This window comes from Geothrix mesophila, from assembly GCF_022808835.1.
GTDB classification, from domain to species: domain Bacteria; phylum Acidobacteriota; class Holophagae; order Holophagales; family Holophagaceae; genus Geothrix; species Geothrix paludis.
Map to the genome: position 1 here is coordinate 1 of NZ_JAKZLD010000004.1, position 23,132 is coordinate 23,132.

At 69.6% G+C, this 23,132-nt stretch carries 18 protein-coding genes and 1 rRNA gene; 17 read left to right on the forward strand and 2 right to left on the reverse strand.

Annotated features, from left to right (window positions below; all coding sequences use genetic code 11):
• Positions 1 to 2 precede the first annotated feature (2 nt).
• The 12 genes from rrf to MLG87_RS12290 all read left to right on the forward strand — a co-directional run bounded on the left by rrf (position 3) and on the right by MLG87_RS12290 (position 12,218).
• Positions 3 to 118, forward strand: a 5S ribosomal RNA gene (gene rrf, locus MLG87_RS12235).
• 79 nt (positions 119 to 197) lie between these two features.
• Positions 198 to 2,111 carry a threonine--tRNA ligase gene (gene thrS / locus MLG87_RS12240; RefSeq protein WP_243295459.1) on the forward strand — a complete coding sequence of 638 codons (1,914 nt, stop codon included), beginning with the start codon at positions 198 to 200 and terminating at the stop codon, positions 2,109 to 2,111.
• 95 nt (positions 2,112 to 2,206) lie between these two features.
• The gene (gene infC, locus MLG87_RS12245; RefSeq protein WP_341482279.1) at positions 2,207 to 2,773 is read left to right on the forward strand and encodes a translation initiation factor IF-3; all 567 of its coding nucleotides are present in this window, start codon (positions 2,207 to 2,209) and stop codon (positions 2,771 to 2,773) included.
• A 7-nt stretch (positions 2,774 to 2,780) separates the two neighbouring features.
• Positions 2,781 to 2,981, forward strand: a complete 201-nt coding sequence (gene rpmI, locus MLG87_RS12250) for a 50S ribosomal protein L35 (RefSeq protein ID WP_026853512.1) — start codon at positions 2,781 to 2,783, stop codon at positions 2,979 to 2,981.
• Between the two features lie 192 nt (positions 2,982 to 3,173).
• Complete coding sequence (gene rplT / locus MLG87_RS12255) at positions 3,174 to 3,521, forward strand: 50S ribosomal protein L20 (protein WP_026853513.1); 348 nt, start codon at positions 3,174 to 3,176, stop codon at positions 3,519 to 3,521.
• Between the two features lie 80 nt (positions 3,522 to 3,601).
• Positions 3,602 to 4,672, forward strand: coding sequence for a phenylalanine--tRNA ligase subunit alpha (gene pheS / locus MLG87_RS12260; protein ID WP_243295460.1), 1,071 nt, complete (start codon positions 3,602 to 3,604; stop codon positions 4,670 to 4,672).
• The gene (locus MLG87_RS12265) at positions 4,672 to 6,594 is read left to right on the forward strand and encodes a phenylalanine--tRNA ligase subunit beta (RefSeq protein ID WP_243295461.1); all 1,923 of its coding nucleotides are present in this window, start codon (positions 4,672 to 4,674) and stop codon (positions 6,592 to 6,594) included. The genes pheS and MLG87_RS12265 overlap by 1 nt, the downstream gene beginning before the upstream one ends.
• Positions 6,595 to 6,628: 34 nt before the next feature.
• Positions 6,629 to 6,865 (forward strand): cell division protein ZapB, encoded by a 237-nt coding sequence (gene zapB / locus MLG87_RS12270; protein WP_243295462.1) that lies wholly within the window; start codon positions 6,629 to 6,631, stop codon positions 6,863 to 6,865.
• A complete protein-coding gene (locus MLG87_RS12275; RefSeq protein ID WP_243295463.1) occupies positions 6,862 to 7,221 on the forward strand; it encodes a cell division protein ZapA in 360 nt (119 codons plus the stop codon). The genes zapB and MLG87_RS12275 overlap by 4 nt, the downstream gene beginning before the upstream one ends.
• Before the next feature lie 224 nt (positions 7,222 to 7,445).
• Positions 7,446 to 9,086, forward strand: coding sequence for a ribonuclease Y (gene rny, locus MLG87_RS12280; RefSeq protein WP_243295464.1), 1,641 nt, complete (start codon positions 7,446 to 7,448; stop codon positions 9,084 to 9,086).
• Positions 9,087 to 9,141: 55 nt separating this feature from the next.
• Positions 9,142 to 11,790 carry a response regulator gene (locus MLG87_RS12285; protein ID WP_243295465.1) on the forward strand — a complete coding sequence of 883 codons (2,649 nt, stop codon included), beginning with the start codon at positions 9,142 to 9,144 and terminating at the stop codon, positions 11,788 to 11,790.
• A 98-nt stretch (positions 11,791 to 11,888) separates the two neighbouring features.
• Positions 11,889 to 12,218 carry a DMT family protein gene (locus tag MLG87_RS12290; RefSeq protein ID WP_243295466.1) on the forward strand — a complete coding sequence of 110 codons (330 nt, stop codon included), beginning with the start codon at positions 11,889 to 11,891 and terminating at the stop codon, positions 12,216 to 12,218.
• Between the two features lie 3 nt (positions 12,219 to 12,221).
• Here the strand turns inward: MLG87_RS12290 and MLG87_RS12295 are convergent, their stop codons facing one another.
• Together MLG87_RS12295 and MLG87_RS12300 are read right to left on the reverse strand one after the other, a co-directional pair.
• Entirely contained in the window at positions 12,222 to 12,866 is a 645-nt protein-coding gene (locus MLG87_RS12295) for a response regulator (protein ID WP_243295467.1), read from the reverse strand.
• Positions 12,863 to 15,796, reverse strand: coding sequence for a sensor histidine kinase (locus tag MLG87_RS12300; RefSeq protein WP_243295468.1), 2,934 nt, complete (start codon positions 15,794 to 15,796; stop codon positions 12,863 to 12,865). Before MLG87_RS12300 ends, MLG87_RS12295 begins: the two co-directional genes overlap by 4 nt.
• A 436-nt stretch (positions 15,797 to 16,232) precedes the next feature.
• Between MLG87_RS12300 and MLG87_RS12305 the strand changes: the two genes are divergently transcribed.
• Genes MLG87_RS12305 through MLG87_RS12325 form a run of 5 tightly spaced genes read left to right on the forward strand, consistent with a single transcriptional unit; the run spans position 16,233 to position 23,131 of the window.
• Positions 16,233 to 18,128: a CxxxxCH/CxxCH domain-containing protein gene (locus tag MLG87_RS12305; RefSeq protein WP_243295469.1), complete on the forward strand. Its 1,896-nt coding sequence runs from the start codon at positions 16,233 to 16,235 to the stop codon at positions 18,126 to 18,128.
• Between the two features lie 40 nt (positions 18,129 to 18,168).
• A complete protein-coding gene (locus MLG87_RS12310) occupies positions 18,169 to 18,522 on the forward strand; it encodes a c-type cytochrome (protein ID WP_243295470.1) in 354 nt (117 codons plus the stop codon).
• 11 nt (positions 18,523 to 18,533) lie between these two features.
• Positions 18,534 to 19,400 (forward strand): DUF5777 family beta-barrel protein, encoded by an 867-nt coding sequence (locus MLG87_RS12315; RefSeq protein ID WP_243295471.1) that lies wholly within the window; start codon positions 18,534 to 18,536, stop codon positions 19,398 to 19,400.
• Between the two features lie 12 nt (positions 19,401 to 19,412).
• Complete coding sequence (locus tag MLG87_RS12320) at positions 19,413 to 20,390, forward strand: hypothetical protein (RefSeq protein ID WP_243295472.1); 978 nt, start codon at positions 19,413 to 19,415, stop codon at positions 20,388 to 20,390.
• 59 nt (positions 20,391 to 20,449) lie between these two features.
• Entirely contained in the window at positions 20,450 to 23,131 is a 2,682-nt protein-coding gene (locus tag MLG87_RS12325; protein WP_243295473.1) for a WD40/YVTN/BNR-like repeat-containing protein, read from the forward strand.
• Position 23,132 lies beyond the last annotated feature (1 nt).

Below are 23,132 nucleotides of genomic sequence, written 5' to 3' on the forward strand. Positions count from 1 at the left end.
TTCGTCGCGGCTTTTCCCCAGGGGTCACACCCGTTCCCATCCCGAACACGGCCGTTAAGACCTGGAGGGCCGATGATACTGCTCCCCACAGGAGTGGAAAAGTAGGTCGCTGCGACGTTAAATCCCCTCCGGGCCATCACAATTGATGGCCCGGAGCCGTTTTACTGATAAAATTCTTCTCCTATTTCGAGGCATCCATGTCCATCGAGGTCCGCCTTCCTGACGACTCCCTCCGGCAGCTGCCCGAGGGGGCCACCGGGACCGAGCTGGCCGCCGGCATCGGGGCCCGCCTGCTGGACGCGGCCCTGGCCATCAAGATGGACGGCCGCCTAGTGGACCTGAAGGCGCCCCTGGCGAACGGGGCGAAGGTCGAGATCGTCACCAGCAAGAGTCCCGAGAGCCTGGAGCTGATTCGTCACTCCACCGCCCACCTCCTGGCCCACGCCGTGAAGCGCCTCTACCCTGGGGCACGGGTGGGCATCGGCCCCGTCATCGAGGACGGCTTCTACTATGACTTCTGGGTGGACAAGCCCTTCACCCCCGAGGACCTGCCGGTCATCGAGGCGGAGATGCGGAAGATCGTGGCCGAGGGCGTCGAGGTCGAGCGCGAGGATCTCGGCCGGGATGCCGCCGTGGCCCGGTTCCAGGCCATGGGCGAACCCCTCAAGGTCGAGGTCGTCTCGGGCATTCCCGCAGGCGACATCATCAGCGGCTACAAGCAGGGTGACTTCTACGACCTCTGCCGAGGCCCCCACGTGCCCAACACCTCGAAGCTGAAGGCCTTCAAGCTGCTCAGTATCGCGGGCGCCTACTGGAAGGGCGACGAGAAGAACCAGATGCTCAGCCGCATCTACGGCACCGCCTTCCACACCCAGAAGGAGCTCGACGAACACCTGAAGCGCCTGGAGGAGGCCAAGGCACGCGACCATCGCAAGCTGGGCAAGGAGCTGGGCCTCTACTCATTCCATCCGGAGGCACCGGCCTCGCCTTTCTTCCATCCCAAGGGCGCCCAGGTCTACAACGAGCTGGTGACCTACATGCGCGAGCTGTACTTCAAGTACGGGTACGACGAGGTGATCACCCCACAGGTGCTGGACGTGGCCCTCTGGAAGACCAGTGGCCACTACGAGAACTACGCCGAGAACATGTACTTCACCACCGCCGAGGAGCGGGAGTACGCGCTGAAGCCCATGAACTGCCCGGGCCACTGCATCATGTTCGGCAGCCACAAGCACAGCTACCGGGACCTGCCCATCCGCTACGCGGACTTCGGCCGCCTGCACCGCTACGAGCGCAGCGGCGTGACCCATGGCCTCACCCGTGTGCGCACCTTCTGCCAGGATGACGCCCACATCTACTGCGCCCCCGAGCAGATCAAGGAGGAGATGGCCGCCTTCCTGGCGCTGCTGAAGGAGGTCTATGACACCTTCGGCTTCGAGGGGATGCGCGTGGCCCTCTCCACCCGGCCTGAGAAGCGCCTGGGCTCGGACGAGATCTGGGATGCGGCCGAGAAGGCCCTGGGCGAGGCCCTGGATGAGGCGGGCATGCCCTACACACTGAACCCCGGCGAGGGGGCTTTCTACGGTCCCAAGATCGAGTTCCAGATCCTGGATGCCCTCAAGCGGCCCTGGCAGCTGGGCACCCTCCAGGTGGACTACATGCTGCCGGAGCGCTTCGACCTGAAGTACACGAAGGCCGACGGTGCCGAGGGGCGTCCCGTCATGCTGCATCGCGCCATCCTGGGCAGCCTGGAGCGCTTCATGGGCATCCTGGTGGAGCACACTGCCGGTGCCTTCCCCGCGTGGCTCGCGCCTGTGCAGGTGACCATCCTGCCCATCACTGACCGGGCCCACGCCTTCTCCACAGAGGCCGCGGCGCAGGCGAAGGCCCTGGGCCTCCGGGCCGAAGTCGACCTCCGCAACGAGAGCCTGAAGGCCAAGATCCGCGAGGCCCAGCTGGCCAAGGTGCCCTACATGCTGGTCATCGGGGATCGCGAGGCGGAAGCCGGCACGGTGTCCGTGCGGCATCGCCACCGGGGGGACCTGGGTGTCCAGCCCCTGGAGGGCTTCCTCAAGGGGCTCGCCACCGAAGTCCAGGAGCGACAGCGCTGAGCCGGTTTTCCTTGCTTGGCACGAATCCATCCAAGTGATAGACTTTTTGTCCTTGTGCAACTAGGGGAGGAACCATTCGTCCGAACGAGACCCGCATCAACGACGGCATCCGGGCCCCCGAGGTCCGCGTCATTTCCGAAGATGGCGAACAGCTCGGCGTGATGCCCCCTCACCAGGCCATCCGGATCGCGGAAGAGCGCGGCCTTGACCTGGTGGAAGTGGCCGGGAACGCGAATCCGCCCGTCTGCAGGATCATGGACTACGGCAAGTACAAGTTCATGGAGGCGAAGCGGGAGCACGCGGCCCGGGCCAAGCAGAAGAACATCGTGGTCAAGGAAGTGAAGTTCCGCCCCAAGACCGACGACCACGACTTCGACTTCAAGATGAAGCACATCCTGCGGTTCCTGGAGGAAGAAGACAAAGTCAAGGTGGTGGTCATGTTCCGCGGACGTGAAGTCGTCCATCGCGACATCGGCTACCGGATCATCGAGGAAGTCATCCGCCGGGTCGGCGACAAGGCCATCGTCGAGAAAGGCGCCGGCATCGATGGACGCGACATGCACGCCATCCTCGCCCCCCGGATCATCGAAGTCCCCAAGGCCCCCAAGAAGCCCAAGCCGGCCCAGCCGGAAACCCCTGAAACCGAAGCCAAGATCCAGTGAGGAAGCCATGAGCTACAAGATCAAGAGCCACAAGGGCGCCCAGAAGCGTTTCAAGAAGACCGCCGGCGGCAAGTTCAAGCGCGGCTGCTCGCACCAGCGCCACATCCTGACGAAGAAGACCGCCAAGCGGAAGCGTCAGCTGGACATGGGCGGGATGGTGGCCAAGGCCGACCAGAAGGCCGTCGCGGCGATGCTGCCCTACGCGTGATTGATGTTGTCAGGGGGTTCCGCGCTGCGCGCACACCTCCTGGCCCCCACGCTCCGCGCAGGCGCAGCCTGCTTGGAGCTTGGATTTCCACCCTGGCGGTTCTAGAATCGTCAGTTCAACCCGGTGGCTGAGGCCACCCCCGATGAGGCCTTCAAACGCTCGTTCTGAGCTGCCTCGAGGAAAGGAATCAAGATGACTCGTGTAAAGCGTGGTTTTAAGCGGGCCCAGCGCCGCAAGCGGATGATGAAGTTCGCGAAGGGCTTCTACGGCGCCAAGTCGCGGCTGTACCGCTCCGCCAAGGAAGCCGTCGAGAAGGCCCTCGGTTACGGCTACCGCGACCGCAAGGTCAAGAAGCGCGACTTCCGCCGCCTGTGGGTGGTGCGCATCAGCGCCGCCTGCACGCAGAACGGCACCAGCTACTCCAAGTTCATGGGCGGCCTGAAGAAGGCCTCCGTGGATCTGGACCGCAAGATCCTCGCGGATCTCGCCGTGCGCAACCCTGAAGCGTTTACTAAGCTCGTGGCCGTGGCCAAGGGCTGATCGCGAACATCCATCGCAGACACCCGGAAGGCCGCGCGAGCGGCCTTCCCTTGTTTTGAGACACCTCTCCCGAGGGATCCATGGACCACCTGCTTCCAGCCGAGATTCTCGAGGCGGACCGCGCCTTCCCGGTGGCCCTGGCCGCCTGCGCCGACCTGGATGCCCTCCTGCGCCTGAAAGGCGCCTACGTGGGCCGCGAGGGCAGCCACGCCGCGCGCCTCATGGACCTGCTGAAGGCCGCGCCCAAGGAGCAGAAGCGCGACCTGGGCGCCGCCATCAACGGCCTCAAGCAGCGCTGGGAGGAAGGGCTGAAGGTCCGCCAGACGGGCCTGGAGGCCGCGAAGAAGAACCTGAACGCGCTGGCCTCGAGCTGGGATCCCGCCCTTCCGCCACCCGTGCCCGCCCGCGGGGCGCTGCATCCCCTGAACCGCCTCATGGACCGCCTGGTGGAGGTCTTCCGCCCCCTGGGCTTTCATGTGGAGGAGGGCCCGGAGGTCGAGACCGAGGCCCACAACTTCGACGGCCTGAACATCCCCGAGGACCACCCGGCCCGCGGCAGCGCTGACACCTTCTACCTCGCGGCCCACCCGGAGCTGCTGCTCCGCACGCACACCAGCCCCGTGCAGGTGCGTACGCTCCTGCGCGCGGCGCCGGACCTCCAGAAGCTCGGCGGCATCCGCTTCCTGGCCCCCGGTCGCGTCTACCGCAAGGACGAGATCGATCCCACCCACAGCCCCATGTTCCACCAGGTGGAGGGCATGCTCGTGGGTCACGGCATCGGCATGCAGCACCTCAAGGGCACGCTGGAATACGCGCTGCGGGCGCTGTTCGGCTCCCACACGGAGATCCGCCTGCGGCCTTCGTACTTCCCCTTCGTGGAGCCGGGCTGCGAGGTGGACGTGAGCTGCCCGCTCTGCGACGCCAAGGGCTGCCGCGTGTGCAAGGGCTCGGGCTGGGTGGAGATCCTGGGAGCGGGCCTCCTCCATCCGAACGTGCTCAAGTACGCGGGCATCGACCCCGAGGAATGGTCAGGTTGGGCCTTCGGCATGGGCGTGGAGCGTATGGCCATGATGCTGAGCCAGACGCCGGACCTGCGGCTGTTCTTCGAGAACGACCAGCGCTTCCTCGGGGCCATGGGAGGGCTCGACTGATGTGGATCGAACGCAAGGCCCTCGCCGCTGAAATTCCCGCAGCCGCGGCCCTGGACACGCGCCAGCTCTGCGAGCTGCTGGCCTCCCTCGGCTTCCCCGTGGATGGCGTGGCCTCCCGTGAAGGCACGGACGTGCTGGACGTGGACATCACCGCCAACCGCGGCGACGCCATGTCCCACCGCGGCATGGCCCGCGAGGTGGCGGCGAAGCTGCGCCAGCCCCTGGCGCCCTTGGCCCCGCCCCCGGTGGCGGAAGGCGCGCCGCAGGTCCCCGTGCGCCTGGAGAGCCCGGCCTGCCCCCTGTACGCCACGGCCTTGTTGAGCCTGGGGACGGGCGGAACCCCGGCCGACGCGCAGGCCTTCCTGCGGGCTCTCGACGCCTCCGCCAAGGGCCTGCCCGCGGTGGACGCCTCCAACGAGCTGCTGCACCGCTACGGCCATCCCACCCACGCCTTCGACGCGGACCGCATCCAGGGCGCCGTCTCCGTGCGCTGGGCCATCTCCGGAGAGAAGCTGGTGACGCTGGATGGCGTGACCCGCACTCTCCTGGCCCAGGACCTCGTCATCGCCGACGAGGCCGGTCCCATCGCCCTGGCGGGGGTCATGGGCGGCGACGGCACCAAGGTGACCGAAGCCACCCGCCGCGTGCTGCTGGAGAGCGCCTGGTTCGATCCCAAGACCGTGCGGGCCACGGCCCGCCGCCACAGCCTGCACACGGACGCCTCCCACCGCTTCGGCCGCGGGGCGGATCCAGCCATGGCCACCGTGGCCCGGGACCTCCTGGTGGACCGCCTCCGCACCTGGGCCGGGGCCACCCTGGAGGGGGCCTGGACCGCCGGCGCCCTGCCGGCTCACGCTTCATCCGTGGCCCTGTCCGAGGCCATGCTCGTGCGTGTGGCTGGCGAACCGCTGACCCTGGCCGAGGCGGCCGAGGCGCTGACGCGCCTGGGCTGCGTCGTGAAGGCCGGTTCCGACACCCTGACCGTCCAGCCCCCCACCTGGCGTCACGACATGGCCATCCCCGACGACTTGGCGGAGGAGGTGCTGCGCCTCCGGGGCTACGAGCACATCCCCTCGGTGCTGCCGCCTCTGGAGGGTCCGCCCCAGCGGCTGTCGCCGGACTACCGCCTGCGCCAAGCCCTGGCCCGGCGTCTGGCCCACCTGGGCTTCCACCAGACCGTCACCTACGGCTTCATCAGCCCCGAGGCCGATGCCGCCTTCGCGGCGCCGGACAACGCCCCCGAAGGTCGCACCCTGGTCAACCCGCTGGGACAGGAGTACTCCGTGCTGCGGGGGACCCTCCTGTTCAGCCTGAAGGACGCGGCGGAGCAGAACCTCCGCCGGGGAGCCCGGGAGGTGCGCCTCTTCGAGGTGGCGCCTACCTACATCAGCGGCTCCCAGGGGCCCGAGGAGCGCTTCACCCTGGGCCTCGCCTGGGGCGGCACCCTGGGGGGCGAGGACTACCTGAGCCCCGCCCGACCCGTACGGGAGGCGGACCTCAGCGGCATCGCCCGGGACCTGGGGCTGGCGGCGCTGCCGGAGGTGCGCATGCTGGGCGAAGGCCTCTTCGGCTTCGAGGTTCCCGTGGCGAACCTGCCCCGGCCCGGGGAGCGGATCGTCCCGGCCTTCCGTCCCTTCAGTCGCTTCCCCTCCGTGGAGCGGGACCTGTCCCTCCTGGTGGATCTGGGCCAGTCCTACGAGGCTCTGGCCGCGGCCATGCGGAGCGTCCTCCCGGCAGAGGTGCTCCAGGATCTGCGCTGCGTGGACGTCTTCCGCCACAAGAGCCTGCCCGAAGGCCGTCAGGCCTGGCTGATGCGCCTGCGCTTCCAGGCGGACCGCACCTTGGTGGGCTCCGAGGTGGACGGCTGGATGGCCTCGGCCCTGGCCGCCGCCGAGGCCCTCGGCGCCAAGCTGCGGGCCTAGAGGCTCCGGGCGTAGAATCCCCCTAGAGGACTCCATGGATCTGCTCAAACAGCTCGAATCGAAGATGCATGCCCTGGTGCAGCAGCGCAACCAGCTGAAGGAAGAGCTGGATGCGCTGAAGACCGCCGGCTCGGCCGGGGAGCAGGAGCTGCAGTCCCTCCGGGCCCGGCTGGAGGAGGCCCTGGCCGAGAAGACCGCCCTGGAGAAGGACCGCGAGGCAGTGAAGACGCAGGTGGCCGCCATCCTGCAGGCCCTGGAGGCCCTGGGATGAAGTCCCAGCCGCCCCTGCCGGGGATCCGGGCCGCCACGGTGTCGGTCCTGGGGCGGGAGCTCCAGGTCCAGACGGACCGGCCCGAGACCCTGGCGGCGGCGGTGCGGATCCTGGAGGACACCTTCCGAGACATGGACTCGCAATGCCAGCTAAGATGGGGAAGCGTCCCGAAGGGCCTCGACACTCCGTCCTGGTACCTCCTGGGCGCCCTGAACCTGGCGCACCGCGTGGCGCGCCTCGAGCAGGAAGCCAACCAGCACACCCAGAACCTGGAACAGACTCTGTCAAAGCTGCTGAACGATGTTCCGGACGAACCTTCCGCCCCCGTGCCCTTCCTCGACGAGGACGGAGACTGATTTCCCTGCGAGGCCCGTGATCATGGCCAAGCGCTTGTTCCGTAAGTCGACCTGGGAGACCTTCCCCCTGTCCTGTGCGTTCCGCGCGTCGGCGCGCCTTAGCCAGGGACTCTGGTTTCCCCCCTACCAGCTAGGGAACTCGGCAAGCCTCCACGACTGAGCGGGGATTTTCTTTCACATCTGGTGCTGGTGGCTCTTCGGATCCCAATTCCCTGGAGTCGCCCATGAACCTGATCAGCTGGATATTCCTCTTCCTCTTCTTCGCCGCGGCCGGCGTGGGGCTCCTGATGGCCCTGCGGGCCCAGAAGGCCACGGAGGAGGCTTCCCAGGCCCAGGCCCGGGCGGAGGCCGACACGAAGGCCCAGCGCGAGAAGCTGCTGGAGGAGGCGGCCCGCGAGGCCCAGCGCCTCCGGGAGCGGGGCGAGCAGGAGGCCGAGGCCCTCCGCAAGGAATCCGCCCTGAAGGCCAAGGAGCAGGCCCTCCAGGCCCGCCAGGAGGCCGAAAAGCTGCTGGCCGAGCGCCAGGCCAACCTGGAGAAGCAGGAGCAGCGGCTCCACACGAAGGAGACCGGCCTCCAGACCAAGGAGGAGGGGCTCGACAAGAAGCTCCAGCAGGTGGACCAGAAGACGAAGGATCTCGACGCCCTCAACGAGAAGCGCAAGGCCGAGCTGGAGAAGCTGGAGGCCAAGCAGGCCGAGGCCAAGCAGCTGGTGGAGGCCCAGGCCCAGCGCCTGGAGGAGATCGCCGGCCTCACCCGCGAGGACGCCAAGAAGGAGCTGACGGCCCAGCTCGAATACGCCGCCAAGATGGACGCCGCCAAGCTGGTGCGCCGCATTGAGGAGGAGGCCCAGGAGGAGGCCGCCAAGAAGGCGCGCTGGACCATCGGCGCCGCCATCCAGCGCGTGGCCTCCGACGTGGTGGCCGAGCAGGCCGTGAGCTCCGTGCAGCTGCCCAGCGACGACCTCAAGGGCCGCATCATCGGCCGCGAGGGCCGCAACATCCGGGCCCTGGAGAAGGCCACCGGCTGCGACCTCATCGTGGACGACACGCCCGAGAGCATCGTCGTCTCCAGCTTCGATCCCATCCGCCGCGAGGTGGCCCGCCAGGCCATCCTCAAGCTTCTGGCCGACGGCCGCATCCATCCCGCCCGTATCGAGGAGGTGGTGGAGAAGGTCAAGGTGGACATGGACCAGCACCTCAAGGAGATCGGCGAGGCCGCCTGCATCGAGCTGGGCTTCCCCGATGTCCACCCCAAGCTGCACAAGCTGGTGGGCCGCCTGAACTACCGCACCTCGTACGGCCAGAACGTGCTGGAGCACACCAAGGAGGTGGCCCGCATCGCCGAGTACATGGCCGGCGAGATGGGGGCCAACGCCAAGCTGGCCCGCCGGGCCGGCCTCTTCCACGACATCGGCAAGGCCATCGACCGCGAGGTGGAGGGCACCCACATCGAGATCGGTATGCAGCTCATGCAGCGCTACGGCGAGAAGGAGGAGGTCATCCACGCCATGAGCTGCCACCACGGCGACTTCGAGCCCAGGACGGTGGAGGCCATGCTCATCACCGCCGCGGATGCGCTCTCGGCCGCCCGCCCCGGCGCCCGCCGCGAGATGCTCGAGACCTACGTGAAGCGCCTCGAGAAGCTCGAGGAGATCGCCGGTAGCTACAAGGGCGTGCAGAAGAGCTACGCCATGCAGGCGGGCCGCGAGATCCGCATCCTCGTGGACGCGGGCTCCGTCAACGACGACCAGGCCTACTGGATCGCCAAGGACGTCAGCCGCCGCATCGAATCGGAGATGCAGTACCCCGGCCAGATCAAGGTCACGGTCATGCGGGAGCTGCGCGCGGTGGAAATCGCGCGGTAGGGAGCACGGCGTCTGATAGAGTCCTGGCAGACCATACCCACAGGCCGGATTCCTCTTGGACGTTTTCCCGCCCAACCCTTCCGATCCCCTCCCTATCGATGAGGAGGCGGGTGTCGCAGGGCTGCGCCGGCACCTGGCGGAAGGCAGCTATTCCCTGAGCCTGGCCCGCACCCGGGAGGACGTGTTCCGGGTGCTCCTCGGCCGGGCGCTGGAGATCCAGCCCCGCATCCAGTGGTTCGTCGGCCAGATCGAGGAGCGGGAAGGCCAGCGGACCCTGGTCGTGGCGGCCTCCCTCCCACCCCTGGATCCGCGCCTCGAAGCCGCCCTCCGGGAGGCCCGCCTGTCGCTTCTCGAAACCGGCCTGATGCGGGAGATCTGCGACCATCATCGCCCGGTCTTCCTGGCGCATGCGGCCGCCATCCCCGGGAAGGTGCCGCCCGGGTTCGTGGAGGCCGCGGGCCTGGGCAGCCTGGTCGGCGTTCCCCTGGTCCACGAGGGGCGTCTTGGAGGGATGCTCTTCGGTGTCGGCCCCGGACACGAGGAGGCCGCCCACCCCGGCGAGGGCGAGCTGGCGACCCTCCAGGGCCTGGCCCGGGTCAGCGCCCTGGTGCTGGAGCGCATCCAGGCGGAGGCGCGGCTCGCGGAAACGGCCCTTCTTTTCCGGGACCTGGCCCGCGCCGCGCATGATCTGGCCGAAGCGGCGGACGAGGACACCCTGGTGGCCCAGCTGTTCCAGTGGGCCGGGCGGCTGGCCCCCCTTCCCGAGTGGTGGTTCAACCGCTTCGACGCCTCGGCCCGGGTGTGCCGCACCACCCATTGGACCCACGGCCTCGAGGCCCATGGCACGGTGGAAAGCATCCGCCGACCCGATCCGGTGGATGGGGATCGCATCCTGGAGCGGGTCTACCTCCGGCAGAAGGCCGTCCACATCCGCCGGTGGGAGGATCTCCCGGTCGAGCCGAACCGGTCCGGCTGGCCGGGACCCCTGCATACCTGGGTGGGCCTCCCTCTGGCCCATGAGGGCACGGTGGTGGGGTCGCTCAGCGGCGGTTCCCTCGGGAATCAGGGCCACGTGGCACTCTCCGAGGAACAGTTCGAGGCCCTGCAGAGCCTGGCGGAGACCGCCGGCCTGGTGCTGAACCAGCTCCAGGCCCGGAAGGCCCTGGAGGCTGAGGAGGCGCGGTTCCGCCGGCTGTTCGAGCAATCGCCCGATCCCATCATCCTCCTGGTCCACGGCGTGATCCAGGATGTGAACCGAGCCTCGACGGACCTGCTCGGGCGGCCTGGTTCCGCCCTGCTCGGCCAGGACCCCACTCGGCTGAGCCCGGCCCGGCAACCTTCGGGCCTGCCCAGCCGCGAGGCGGCGCTGGAGCTCCTGGCCGAGGTGAAGGCCGGCACCCGCAACCGCTTCGAGTGGGTGCTGCTCCACGCGAGCGGCCGGGAGATCCCCTGCGACGTGGCCATTACCCAGTACCGCCTGGGGACTCAGCACATCTACCACGCTGTCCTCCGGGACCTCACGGAGCAGAAGCGGGCCGAAACGGAGCGCGGGACCCTGGAGCGGCAGCTGTTCCAGGCCCAGAAGATGGAAAGCCTGGGCGTACTGGCGGGCGGCATCGCCCACGACTTCAACAACCTGCTCATGGGCGTCCTTGGGCACGCGGGCCTGGCCCTGGACCAGCTCAACCCGCTGCACCCCGCCAAGCGGAACATCGAGGCCATCCAGAAAGCGGGGCAGCGGGCCGCGGACCTGACCCGCCAGATGCTCGCCTACTCCGGCCGCGGGCGGTTCGAGGTCCGGAACCTGGATCTCAGCGTCCAGGTGGAGGAGATGCTCCACCTCCTGGAAGTGAGCCTGCCCAAGACCGTGGTGCTCAGCCTCAGCCTGAAGAAGGGCCTCCCGGCGGTCTCCGCGGACGCCTCCCAGATCCAGCAGGTGATCATGAACCTGGTGATCAACGCGGCCGAGGCCATCGGCGAGGCCTCCGGCACGATCACCCTCGCCACGGGGCTCCAGCGCCTGGACGCGACCTCCGCCCAGACCATGCTGGTGGGGCAGGATGTGGCGCCGGGCCCCTACGTCTACCTGGAGGTGGCCGACACGGGCTGCGGGATGGACCCGGAAACCCAGGGCCGGATCTTCGAGCCCTTCTTCACCACCAAGTTCACGGGCCGGGGCCTGGGGCTTTCAGCGATCATGGGCATCGTCCGGGGCCACAAGGGCGCCCTGCGCGTCTACTCCGAGGTGGGGCACGGCACCACGTTCAAGGTGCTCCTGCCGGCTCTCGACCTGGAGACCGAGGCCACCGTGATGGTGGAAGAGGCCCCCTGGGCCGGCCACGGCCTCGTGCTGGTCGTGGACGATGACGAGACCGTGCGGATCGTGGCCCGGCAGATCCTGGAGAAGCGGGGGCTCCAGGTGCTGGAGGCCCAGGATGGCCAGGAGGCCGTGGATCTGGTGCGCACCCGGGGAACCGACATCGGCGTGGTCCTCCTGGACATGACCATGCCCCGCATGGGCGGCGAGGATGCCTTCCGGGAGATGCGGCGCCTCCAGCCCGACATCCGCGTCATCCTGAGCTCGGGATACAACGAGAGCGAAGCCATGGGCCGCTTCGTGGGCAAGGGGCTCCGGGGCTTCATCCAGAAGCCGTACGGCCCCAAAGAGCTGCTGGCCAAGATCCAGAGCGTGCTTGAAGCTTGAGCCATGCGGACCGTCCTCCTGCTCGTCCTCAGCAACATCTTCTTCGCCCTGCGGGCTCAGACCTCAAGCCCGATTGTTGCGGCTTCGGAGGGTGGCCGATGAGAACGGTCATCCTGCTCGTCCTCAGCAACATCTTCATGACCTTCGCCTGGTACGGGCACCTGAAGCACCACCGCGACAGCCCGCTCTGGATCGCCATCCTGGCGAGCTGGGGCATCGCGTTCTTCGAGTACTGCCTCATGGTTCCCGCCAACCGCTACGGCTACGGGCGCTTCAGCCTCCCCCAGCTGAAGGTGATCCAGGAGGTGGTGACGTTGATGGTGTTCGCCGTGTTCACGGTGGCCTGGATGCGGGAACGGCTGCACCTCAACCACCTCTGGGCGGGGCTGTGCCTCGTGGGGGCCGTGTTCTTCACCTTCCGGAAGTAGGCGTCAGCCATCCAGGTGGATGATGCCGCGCTTGAGGGCCACCATGGCCGCCTCGGTGCGGTCCTTCACCTGGAGCTTGCGCAGCAGGTTGTTCACGTGGATCTTCACCGTGGGTTCCGCCAGGCCGAGGGAATCCGCGATCTCGCGGTTCCGCTGGCCCTGGGCCAGCAGGCGCAGCACATCCAGCTCCCGGGCGGTGAGACGCTCGGATTCCATGCCCTCCACCAGGCGGGCGGCCGTGGCGGGAGGCAGGTACCGCTGCCCGGCGGCCACGGCGCGGACGGCCTCGATGAGCGTGCCGCGCCGCATGCTCTTCAGCAGGTAGCCCCGGGCTCCGGCCTCCAGGGCGCGCTGGATGTCGGCATCGCCGTCGAAGGTGGTGAGGACCAGGATCCGCGCGTCCGGATCCTCGCGTCGGATGGCCGAGATGGCCTCCACGCCCGTCTGGCCGGGAAGCTGGAGGTCCATGATGATGACCGTGGGACGCAGGGTGCGCCAGGCCGCCACGGCCTCCTTGCCGTCACCGGCCTCGCCGACCACTTCGAGATCGGGTTCCCCGTGGTGCAGGATGGCGACCAGGCCGTCGCGGACCACCGGATGGTCGTCCACGATGAGCAGGCGGATGGGATCGGAAGAGGTCATGGTCATGGGCGCCATCTCCGGAGGGGCAGGATGATGGTGATGCGGGTGCCCCGTCCCGGTCCACTGTCGATATCAATGTGGCCCCGGAGCTTGCCCAGGGTTTCACGAATGCTGCGGAGGCCATAGCCCGCGGCCCCGGCGGCGGGATCGAAGCCCTTGCCGTCATCCTCGACGCGCAGCCCCACCTCCCGCCGCTTGTAGTGGACAGTCACCCGGACCCATTTGGCCTTGCCATGGCGGAGGGCGTTGGTGAGGGCCTCCTGGGCCATGCGCAGCAGTTCCTCTTCCAGCTTGGCATCCAGGCGCCTCGGCTCTCCGGTGTGGGCCAACTCCACCCGGATCCCCGTGCCCGCGAGGAGGCGATCGGAAAGGATGCGCAAGGCGCCCAGCAGGTCGGTTCCCTCGGGCTTGCGGGGACTCAGGGCCATGACCGATCGGCGCGCCTCCTGGAGGCTGGCGGCCGCCAGCTCGCGGGCCCGGTCGAGGCGCGTGAGCACCGGGGTGGGATCGCCTGCCAGGCGGTTCAGGCCAGCCTCGGCGGCCTCGAGCTGGAGCAGCACGCCCGTGAAGCCCTGGGCCAGGTGGTCGTGGATCTCCCGGGCCATGCGGTTGCGCTCGTCCAGCACGGCGGAGCGGGCCTCCACCTGCTGGAGGCGGAGGCGCAGCAGCCACCATCCGAAGAGGCCGGCCGCCAGGGCGCACAGGGCCCAGAACACAGGACGCTGGTGGAAGAAGGGCTGGACCCTCACCTCGAGGGAGACCTCCTGCGGCGCACCCTCCTCCCCGGGCCGCCAGGCCTGGAGACGGAAGCGCCGCGTGCCCGGTGGCAGGTTCGAGTACACCGCGAAGCGCCGGTCGCCCACTTCGTTCCAGCCGGGGTCGATCCCCTCCATGCGGTACCGGAACCGCAACTTCTCGGCGCCCGTGAGGCTGATGCCCGTGTAGTGGATCTCCAGCCGATGGCTTCCCGGGGCCAGGACCAGGGGCCCCTGGACCGGCTGAGCCGACTCGTCGCTCAGCACCTTCGCCAGGCACAGGCGGAGGGGGGGCCGGGGCGGCGGCAGCCGGCGGGTGTCCGCATGGGCCATGCCCCGGCTGGTGGGAACCCAGAGTTCGCCTTCACGGGTGAGCCAGGCGGCGGGCTGGGGGCCTCCGTGGGTCTCCCGGGCGGGCAGGCCGTCCCAGTGATCGAAGGTGGCGAGGGAGGAGGGGCCGGAGGCAGGCAGACCCCGGCTCAGGGTTGGCCGGGGAACGCGGAGCACGCCTTGGCTGGTGCTGAGCCATAGGTTCTGGTCCGCGTCCTCGAGGATGGCGTGGATGGCCGTCTTCAGGAGTCCCTCGGGACCGGTGAACGCCTGGAAGGCGTCATGGCGGAAGAGGCGCAGGCCGTCCGGGGTGCCCACCCAGAGGGAGCCCGCGGCATCCAGGTGCAGGGCCTGGGCGCCGGCGGAGGCCAGGCCCTGGGCGGCCCCGAACCAGTGGAGGCCCTCGGTGTCCAGGATCCCGACCCCCTGGGACGGACTGGCCACGTACAGCGGCTCCGGGCCGCCTCCGGCCATGGCCACCACGCCCCGGGCCAGCGGGAAGATCTGGTGCGCTCCGCCGGACTGGAGCCTCAGCAGCCCCTGACGGGGCGTGGCGATCCACAGGTCGCCGGCGGGGTCTTCGTAGAGGGTGAGGATCTCGTCAGGCTCCGGCCCGCCTTGCCAGGGCACCGCCCGGGCCTTTCCTTCCTCGAGGATGAACAGCCCCCCCTTCCGGGTGCCCATCCAGAGGCCGCCACTCGTGCGGGGCCACAGCGCGGAGATGGACCCGGGCCCCACGGTCCCGGTCAGGACGACCGGTTCGATGCGGCCGTCGCGGACTTGGCCGAGGGCCTGGTCTCCCGTGAGGCACCAGACGGTGCCCGAGGCGTCCTGGCAGACCATCCTGGCCGCCTCTTCGGGCTCGGGCCCCCTCACCGGCACGGCCTGGAAGGGGACGGCGACCGCCGCGCGGAGGCCGCGGTCTTCGCTTCCCACCCACAGGGTGCCGGCGCGGTCTTCCAGCAGGCAGAGCACGGTCCACCGGATCTGCGGCCCGTCGGGCGCGGTCTCCAGCCGGCCGTCCCGCATCCGGTGGTACAGACCCGCCTGTTCGGTGCCGATCCAGAGGCCGCCGCCCCGGTCTGCCCGGAGGGTGGTGATGGCTCGCGCGGGGAGGCCGCCCAGGCCGCTGGAAGGCCCCAGGCGACCGTCCGCGAAGGTGAGCAGTCCCTGGGTCCGCGTCCCCACCCACAGCGTCCCGGCGGCGTCCTGCTCGAGGGCCGTGATGTCGCCGGCCGAGAGGGCGACCAGCTCCAGTCGCCGGTCCCGGACTCGCCAGAGACCCGATCCCGCCGTCCCCACCCAGAGCGTGCCCCCGGAGTCCGTCGCCATGGCCTGGATCCGCAGGTGGACAGCATCACAGGCGACCGGCTGGAACCGCTCCCCGACCCGTTGCAGCAGCGGGCCTTCGGCCGGGGCCGCCCAGAGGCCGCCCTGGGGGTCCGTGGCCAGACGGAGGATGGGGCTGTCGGGCAGGCCCTCCGCGGGACCAAGGGCGCTGAAGACGCCCTGCTTCAGGCGGAAGAGGCCTGGTTGCGAGGTGCCGATCCAGAGGCTGCCGTCCGGGGTTTCGGCCAAGCATCGCACATCGTTGTGGGAGAAGGCGGGCGCCTCGCGGCGGGACAGGCGATCGAACCGGGCCCCATCGAAGCGGGCCAGACCATCTTCGGTGCCCACCCACAGGAACCCGTCCCGGCTCTCCAGCAGGGCCGTGGCGGTGTCCTGGGCCAGTCCCGGCTGGTTCCGCCAGAGCCGATGGCCCTGGGCCGGAGGCTGGGCGCGGACGGAGTCGCGGGCTGCGAGGGGCGTGGGCGCCACGAGCATCATCGACACCATGAGCATCATGGGCATCGCGATCCCCAGCGACAGGGCGGCGGCGCACCATCCGGCCCAGCCTCTGCGGAAGCCCTGAAAACCTGCCCAGCCCATGATCATGGAAGCAGCAGGTTAGGCCATCCCCGAGGCGCGGGCAACCAGGGATCTCGAAGGCTCCTGCGGATGTCGACAGCCAGCGTCGGGAGATCCGGCGACCATCTCGGGATGTCCGAGTCGCGGCGGCGGTCTTACATCTAAAGACCTAACAACAACATTCGTTGGATGTATCGACATGGGTCCGCGATCGGGAGATCGTTCCTCATCATCCAAATCCTTCCCGGGATCCCCGCATGACCGGGGCACTGGGGATCCCCGGGCAGGGAAGCCGGCCATCCGAGCCTCCCCCTGTCCTCTTTCTGAGCCTCCCGCCGCCGGCTTCCGTGCGGCGCAGGCCGCCGCCGGAGGTGCCAGCATGAGCAGGATCCCAGCCTGGACGAGCCTTTGCGTGGTCCTTCTCCTGGTGACCGCCGCCCTGATCGGTTGCGGAAAGGGGGCCACCGATCCGGTGACGTACTACGGCTACTACCACCCGGCCGGCTGGATCAATGAGCACGCCGGCAAGGCCATGGCCGATGTGGGCAGCTGCGCCAAGTGCCACGAACTGACGGTCCTGAAGGTCGGCAGCGGCGTGCCGTCTTGCATGACCTCAGCCTGTCACCACGGCACCCAGCCCGGCTGGGCGAACGCGGATCTCCACGGGCTGCGGGCAAAGCTGGCGGCGGGCCCTTCGGGCGGAAGCTTCGCCTCCTGCCAGATCTGCCACGGGAAGGACTTCTCCGGGGGCGGTTCGGCGAACGCCTGCGCGACCTGCCACGGGGTCCAGGCGCCGCACCCCGCCAAGCCCTGGCGCCTCTCCGCCGGATCGCTCCACACGCACACCACCACGGATCCCTCCAACGCCGCGGTCTGCGCCCAGTGCCACTACCCGGGCTCCCCCAACAACCCCGCGGGGCACCCGGCCGCGCCGGCCCCAGCGGGCACGCAGCCCGGCTGCTACAACGCCACCCTGTGCCACGCGAACGCCGGCGCGCCCCATCCGCTCGGCCCCATCTGGACGGATGCCACGAGCCCCTCGTTCCATGGGATCCAGGCCAAGCAGGACCTGCTCTACTGCCAGAGCTGCCACGGCACGCCCGGCACTCCGAAGTTCGATGGCGGCACCGCGTCGACGGCCTGCTCCGCCTGTCACACGGCGGCCTTCGCCCATTCCACGACCTGGTACCAGGATCCGGTCCAGACCTTCCCGGGCTATGTGCCTTCGCATCGCAACGCGGGCAACCTCGCGGCCTGCCAGGCCTGCCATGACGGTCTCGTCCAGGGCCGGACCGCGCCCCTGCCCGCGGCTCCGAGCTGCTACTCGGCCTCGTTCGACAACGGCGTCCACGGCACGGTCGGATGCCATGCCAACGGCCCCGCCGCGCCGAACCATCCCGTCCCGTTCACGGGCACGACCCACACGACGGCGACCCAGGCCCAGTTCACGGCGGACTGCGCCTCCTGCCACGCGGTGGCCGGAACCTCTCCCGTGTCGGGGGCGCCGCTTTGCAGCGTGTGCCACCAGGCCGCCTCCCCCCTGGACGCCGGGAAGGGCCCGGGGACTTGCCTCTCCTGCCACGTGGGCGCGGCCGGCCTGCCCGCCGGCCCCACGGGCACGGCCTTCCCCAGCCTGGCCGGAGCTCACGCCAAGCACATGGGCCTGCGGACCTTCTTAAGCTGCAACACCTGTCACAACGGTGTCGGCGCAGGCAGCCTCACGCACTACAACGCCGCCAACGCGCGCGTCTCGCAGCCGACCTCCCCGGCCCCGGTGGCCATGGTGGCCACCTTCAACGCCCAGTCCGGCACAGCCGGGTTCAGCGCCGCCGCGCTGACCTGCTCCAACGTGAGCTGCCATGGCGGCCAGGCAACCCCCAGCTGGCAGACGGGGACGCTCGCCGTGAATGCCACCACCTACTGCCTGGCCTGCCACAAGATCGCCTCCACGCCCACGCAGTACAACGACGCCACGGGCCGGCACAACAACCCAACCGACCACAACCAGACCTGCGACTACTGCCATGACATGACGCAGGCCAAGCCGGGCGCCCAGAACCACTTCAAGTACCTCGACACCACCGCGGTCAGCGGAGCCGTCACCGGCTCACCCGCCGACCAGTTCCCCAGTGACACCATCCGGTTCGGAGGCGGCTCGCAGCCGGCCACCGGCGCGCTCACCTACACCGTCACGTCCAGCACCCAGGGGCAGGGTGGCTGTGCGCTCAGCTGCCACGGCCAGACCCACACCACCTCCGGAAACACCTGGAACTGACGCCTACCGCCTTTCAACCCTCCCCATAGGAGATTTCTCCATGAGCCGTGCCATCCTGCCCCTCCTGCTGCTCGCCAGCGCCACGCTGTCCGCCGGGGACCCCGCCAAGGACCTGCCCAAGTTCCAGGGCGATCTCCAGAAGTACTGGACCGATGCCTGCGCCCGCTGCCACGGCGTCAACGGCAACGGCCGCGACAACAGCGGCAAGCCGCTCCCCGATGCCGGCTTCGACTTCACCGACAGCCGCAAGGCCAACAAGAAGAAGGACAGCGACTGGGTGAAGGTCACCATGCAGGGCAAGGACAAGATGCCGGCCTTCAAGGACAAGATGTCCGAGGCCGACGCCCAGAAGATGATCACGGACATCGTCCGCAAGTTCGCCGCCAAGCGCTGAGTGGAGGCAGGATGCCACGGAAGCTCCTCTCGCTCGCCTGCGCCCTCGGGGCCGCGGGTGCCCTCCATGCCGAATCCTCGGACTATCCCCTGGCCATCAACCTTCCCACGGCCGAGCGGATGCAGTTCTGGGACATCGGCCTCGCCTTCACCCACCGCTTCGTCACCCCGGTGAAGGACCACGGCAAGGATGTCTACGGCCTGGACGGCTACGCCTATGCCGGACTGGGGTTCACGTTCGGGATCAAGCCGGTGCCGGGCCTCAACGCGTTCATCTACCGCACGGCGGACAACAAGACCTTCACCTTCGGCCTGCAGCAGCAGGTGCTGGACCTGGATCACGTGCGCATGGCCGTGCGGGCCGAGCGGTTCGACGAGGTGGTGCAGGCCACCACGACGCCCATCGGGCGGGTGGGTGTCGTCGGCGGTGTCTTCCAGGTGCCCACCGAGATCTTCCTCACGGACGACATCATCTTCTCGGTGGTGCCCACCTACATCACCAAGACCACCACCACCGACACGATCCTGGCGGTGCCGCCCGGGGCCACGCCCAACACCTCGCCCAACACGGGGGGCGTGTTCAACGTGGGCCTGGGCCTGCGCATCGGATTCACGGAGAAGTTCTCCTTCATGGGCGAGTACTATCCGCGGCCGTCCAAGTTCGCCCACGCCACGCCCGGCGTCGTGACCGACGGCAGCACCTACCGGCCGGGCTTCGCCGCCGGCGTCTCCTACCGGACCTTCAAGCACCGGTTCACCCTCATCGGCACGAACGTTCCGGGCACCACGGCGAACCAGGTCCTCAGCGGGGACTACGGGGGCGGGCCGCGGTCCTCCTCCCAGTGGTCCATCGGCTTCAACGTCGTCCGCGTGTTCTGAGGTCCCTCGCCCGTGTCCACCACCCCCCTGCTCGAGTTCATCGCCCGGGAGCACCCGGCCTTCGTCCACATCCCCCTGGGCCTGATCGCCGTGCTGCCGCTGGCCATGCTGGCCTCCTTCCACCCGAGGCACGCCCGGCTGTGGACGGGCACCTCGTTCTTCCTGGCCCTCGTGGGCTGGCTGGGCAGCACCGTGGCCCTGGCCAGCGGCCTCCTGTGGGGGCGCCAGATCGCGCTCATCCCGCCTGGGGCCTTCCTTCCGCGGGCCGCCACCGAGAAACAGGTCCTGCAGCGGATCCTGCAGCTCCACGAGCTGGCGGCCCTCAGCGGGTTCCTGGTGGGCGGCCTCTGCCTCTGGCTGCTCTGGCGCGCCTGGCGCCGGCTCGACGCCCCCGTGGCGCTGGGCCATCCCCGGCGGGGGGGCCGCCGGTTCTGGGAACGAGGCGTGGGAGCAGGCTCGCTCCTGATAGGCGTCATCTGGCTGGGGTGCTGGGGCCTCAGCGGGAAGCTGGGTGGCATCATGGTCTTCGGCAACGAGGAGACCAACCGGGCCGCAGCCGAGGCGGATGCCGCCAAGCGGGCCGACGCCGAGGCGGACCTGCCCATCCGGGCCCTGGATTACGCGAGCCTGGAGCCGGCCACGCCAGCGCCGGTGCGGAGCAGGGCCCACGGCGACCGCTGGCAGCGCGCCTGGATCACCGCCTCGGGGATCGACGCCTACCGCGCCGGCCAACCGCTTCCCCCCGGGGCCTACGCGGTGCTCTCCACCTACGAAGACGACCACGGCCGGCCTGGGAGCGAGCCGGGTCCGCTTTTCATGAAGGAGACGAAGGCCGACGGCAGCAGCGCCTTCGCCTTCTACTGGCCCCGTGTGCCGGAAGCCCGGCGCGGGGAGGTAGGAGGCCAGGACGGGGTCTACTGGCGGAGCCCCGATCCGCATCTGGCGGCCTGCGTGGACTGCCACGGGAAACCCAGGGCGGCCCCGAAATAGGATCGCCCATGGGTTGACCTCAAGACACGAGGCTGACACCGTCGTGCCTGAGGTCCCCCATGCGCCCGATGACTCTGAGCCCCCTGGCCCTGTCGATCTGCCTGGCTTCGCCGCTGGCCGCCGCGGGCCGCCCCCGGAAGGCCGAGCCCGCCGCGCCGACGGTACCGGCCCTCCCGGTGGATGCCACCCTCCTGAAGCCTCTGAAGGCCAGGGCCATCGGGCCCGCGGTCATGGGCGGGCGCATCTCCGACGTGGCCGTGGACCCCTCGGATCCCTTCACCTGCTACGTGGGTCTCGCCCACGGCGGGGTGATGAAGAGCACGGACGCGGGCGGCAGCTTCCAGCCGGTCTTCGACAAGACGGGCGTGGCCTCCATCGGCGCCCTGGCTGTCTCGCCGGCCAACCCCAAGGTGGTGTGGGCCGGCACGGGGGAGGCCAACGACCGCAACAGCTCCGGCTGGGGGAAGGGTGTGTTCCGCAGCACGGACGGCGGGACCACCTGGACGGCTGCGGGCCTGGAGGCCAGCCGCTGCATCGCGCGCCTGGCCGTCCATCCCAAGGACGAGGCTGTGGCCTACGCGGCGGCCATGGGCGATCTGTGGACCCCGGGCGGCCAGCGGGGCCTCTACAAGACCACCGACGGTGGGAAGACCTGGAAGGCCGTGCTCACGGCCCCCGCGCCCTTCGGCGACCGGGTGGGGTGCGGGGACGTGGTCCTGGACCCCCGGAATCCTGACACCGTCTACGCCGTCCTCTACGCGCGGCGCCGCTTCCCCTGGGCCTTCCAGGCGGGACCGGCGGCCACGGAGGGGCGTGACCTGGGCGGGATCTTCCGCAGCACCGACGGCGGGGCCACCTGGACCAAGCTCACGAAGGGCCTGCCGGCGGGCACGGGGCGCATCGGCCTGGCGGTCAGTGCCTCGAAGCCCGGCGTGGTGATGGCCGTGGTGCAGAGCGACGAGGGCGGCACCGTCCCCATCATGGACATCATGAGTAAGGCCGGCGGCACCTTCCGCTCCGAGGATGGCGGCGACACCTGGACCCGCACCAGCCCCCTGAACCCCCGCCCCTTCTACTTCAGCCAGATCCGCATCGCCCCGGACGACGACCGCCGCGTCTACGTCCTGGGCTTCGGCCTGCACGTCTCCGAGGACGGCGGCGCCACCTGGCGGGAGGACCGCTCCGAGAAGGTGCACCCGGATCTGCACGCCCTGGCCTTCGACCCGAAGGCGCCGAAGCATCTCCTGCTGGGGACGGACGGCGGGCTGTACCAGAGCCACTCCGCCGGCGCCTCCTGGGAGGCGCTGAACCGCTTTCCTTCCGGCGAGTACTACCGCATCGCCGTCGACGACGGCACGCCCTACCGGGTGGCGGGCGGCCTCCAGGACAACCGGAACTGGGTGGGCCCCGGCCGAACCTTCAGCAAGGACGGCATCCTCAACCAGGACTGGACGAACCTGGGGGGCGGCGACGGCTTCCACGTGCTGTTCGATCCTGCCGACGCCGGGATCCTGTTCGCGGAGAGCCAGGGCGGATCCATCTTCCGGGTGAACCTCCGCAGCGGGGCCATCAAGTTCCTGCGGCCCGAGCCCGCCGAGGGCCAGGAGGCCTACCGCTTCCACTGGGCCAGCCCCTTCCTCCGCAGCCGCCACGCCAAGGACGTGCTCTACCTGGCGGGCAACCGCGTGTTCAAGCTGACGGACCGGGGCGAGCGCTGGAAGCCCATCAGCCCCGACCTCACCACCCAGGATCCCCAGCGCACCCGCACCAGCGGCAGCGGCGCCGAGACCTTCGGCGTGATCTACACCTTGGCCGAGTCCCCCTCCAAGGCCGGGCTGCTCTGGGCCGGCACGGACGACGGCAAGGTCTGGCGTACCGAGGACGAGGGCGCCACCTGGACCGACCTCACCCCGAACCTGCCGGTGACCGTGAAGGGCCGGTGGGTCCAGCGCCTCGAGGCCGGCCGGGAGCCCGGCGTGGCCTACCTGGTGGCCCAGGCCTACCGCACCGGCTCTTACGCGCCGCTGGTCTACCGCACGGCGGACGGCGGGAAGACCTGGCAGGGGCTTGGTGCGGGCCTGGCCCAGGACCAGCCGGCCCACGTGGTGAAGGAGGATCCGGTCAACCCGAAGGTCCTCTACTGCGGCACCGAGGGCGGCCTGTTCGTGAGCCTGGACCAGGGCCAGCGCTGGCTGCCCCTGGGCGATCTGCCACCGGTGCCCGTGGACGACCTGGCCATCCAGGCCCGGGAGAATAACCTCGTCATCGCCACCCACGGCCGCAGCCTCTACGTGCTGGACGACCTCTCCGTGCTGCAGGGCCTGTCTCCGGAGGTGCTGGGCGGGGAGCTGCACCTCTTCGCGCCCCGGCCCGTCCTGGCCCGCCAGCTCCTGCCCGGAAACGCCAGCGAGGAGGGGAAGGCCGGGGCCTTCCGGGGGACCAACCCGCCCCTGGGCGCCACCTTCCAGATCTACCTCAAGGCCGACACCGGGGAGGACCTGAGCCTGGCCATCAAGGCTCCGGACGGACGGCCGGTGGCCAACCTCAAGGCGCCGGGGCGGGCGGGCCTCCAGCGCATCGCCTGGGATCTGAAGCCCACCTCGGACCTGGTCTCGTCCTACCGCGGCGAAGGCTCGAAGTTCGTCAAGCCCGGCCTCTACACGGTCACCGTGACCCGGGGCTCGGCGAAGGCCACGGGGACGATCCAGGTGGAGGTCGGCGAAGATCTGGAGACGCGCTGAT

Excerpts from the sequence above, each read along its gene's own strand:
- thrS (WP_243295459.1), top strand. The coding sequence starts at position 198 with ATGTCCATCGAGGTCCGCCTTCCTGACGACTCCCTCCGGCAGCTGCCC.
- MLG87_RS12315 (WP_243295471.1), top strand. The coding sequence starts at position 18,534 with ATGCCACGGAAGCTCCTCTCGCTCGCCTGCGCCCTCGGGGCCGCGGGT.
- pheS (WP_243295460.1), top strand. The coding sequence starts at position 3,602 with ATGGACCACCTGCTTCCAGCCGAGATTCTCGAGGCGGACCGCGCCTTC.
- MLG87_RS12275 (WP_243295463.1), top strand. The coding sequence starts at position 6,862 with ATGAAGTCCCAGCCGCCCCTGCCGGGGATCCGGGCCGCCACGGTGTCG.
- rny (WP_243295464.1), top strand. The coding sequence starts at position 7,446 with ATGAACCTGATCAGCTGGATATTCCTCTTCCTCTTCTTCGCCGCGGCC.
- MLG87_RS12290 (WP_243295466.1), top strand. The coding sequence starts at position 11,889 with ATGAGAACGGTCATCCTGCTCGTCCTCAGCAACATCTTCATGACCTTC.
- MLG87_RS12325 (WP_243295473.1), top strand. The coding sequence starts at position 20,450 with ATGCGCCCGATGACTCTGAGCCCCCTGGCCCTGTCGATCTGCCTGGCT.
- MLG87_RS12295 (WP_243295467.1), bottom strand. The coding sequence starts at position 12,866 with ATGACCATGACCTCTTCCGATCCCATCCGCCTGCTCATCGTGGACGAC.
- MLG87_RS12300 (WP_243295468.1), bottom strand. The coding sequence starts at position 15,796 with ATGCCCATGATGCTCATGGTGTCGATGATGCTCGTGGCGCCCACGCCC.
- MLG87_RS12265 (WP_243295461.1), top strand. The coding sequence starts at position 4,672 with ATGTGGATCGAACGCAAGGCCCTCGCCGCTGAAATTCCCGCAGCCGCG.
- rplT (WP_026853513.1), top strand. The coding sequence starts at position 3,174 with ATGACTCGTGTAAAGCGTGGTTTTAAGCGGGCCCAGCGCCGCAAGCGG.
- rpmI (WP_026853512.1), top strand. The coding sequence starts at position 2,781 with ATGAGCTACAAGATCAAGAGCCACAAGGGCGCCCAGAAGCGTTTCAAG.
- zapB (WP_243295462.1), top strand. The coding sequence starts at position 6,629 with ATGGATCTGCTCAAACAGCTCGAATCGAAGATGCATGCCCTGGTGCAG.
- MLG87_RS12310 (WP_243295470.1), top strand. The coding sequence starts at position 18,169 with ATGAGCCGTGCCATCCTGCCCCTCCTGCTGCTCGCCAGCGCCACGCTG.
- MLG87_RS12305 (WP_243295469.1), top strand. The coding sequence starts at position 16,233 with ATGAGCAGGATCCCAGCCTGGACGAGCCTTTGCGTGGTCCTTCTCCTG.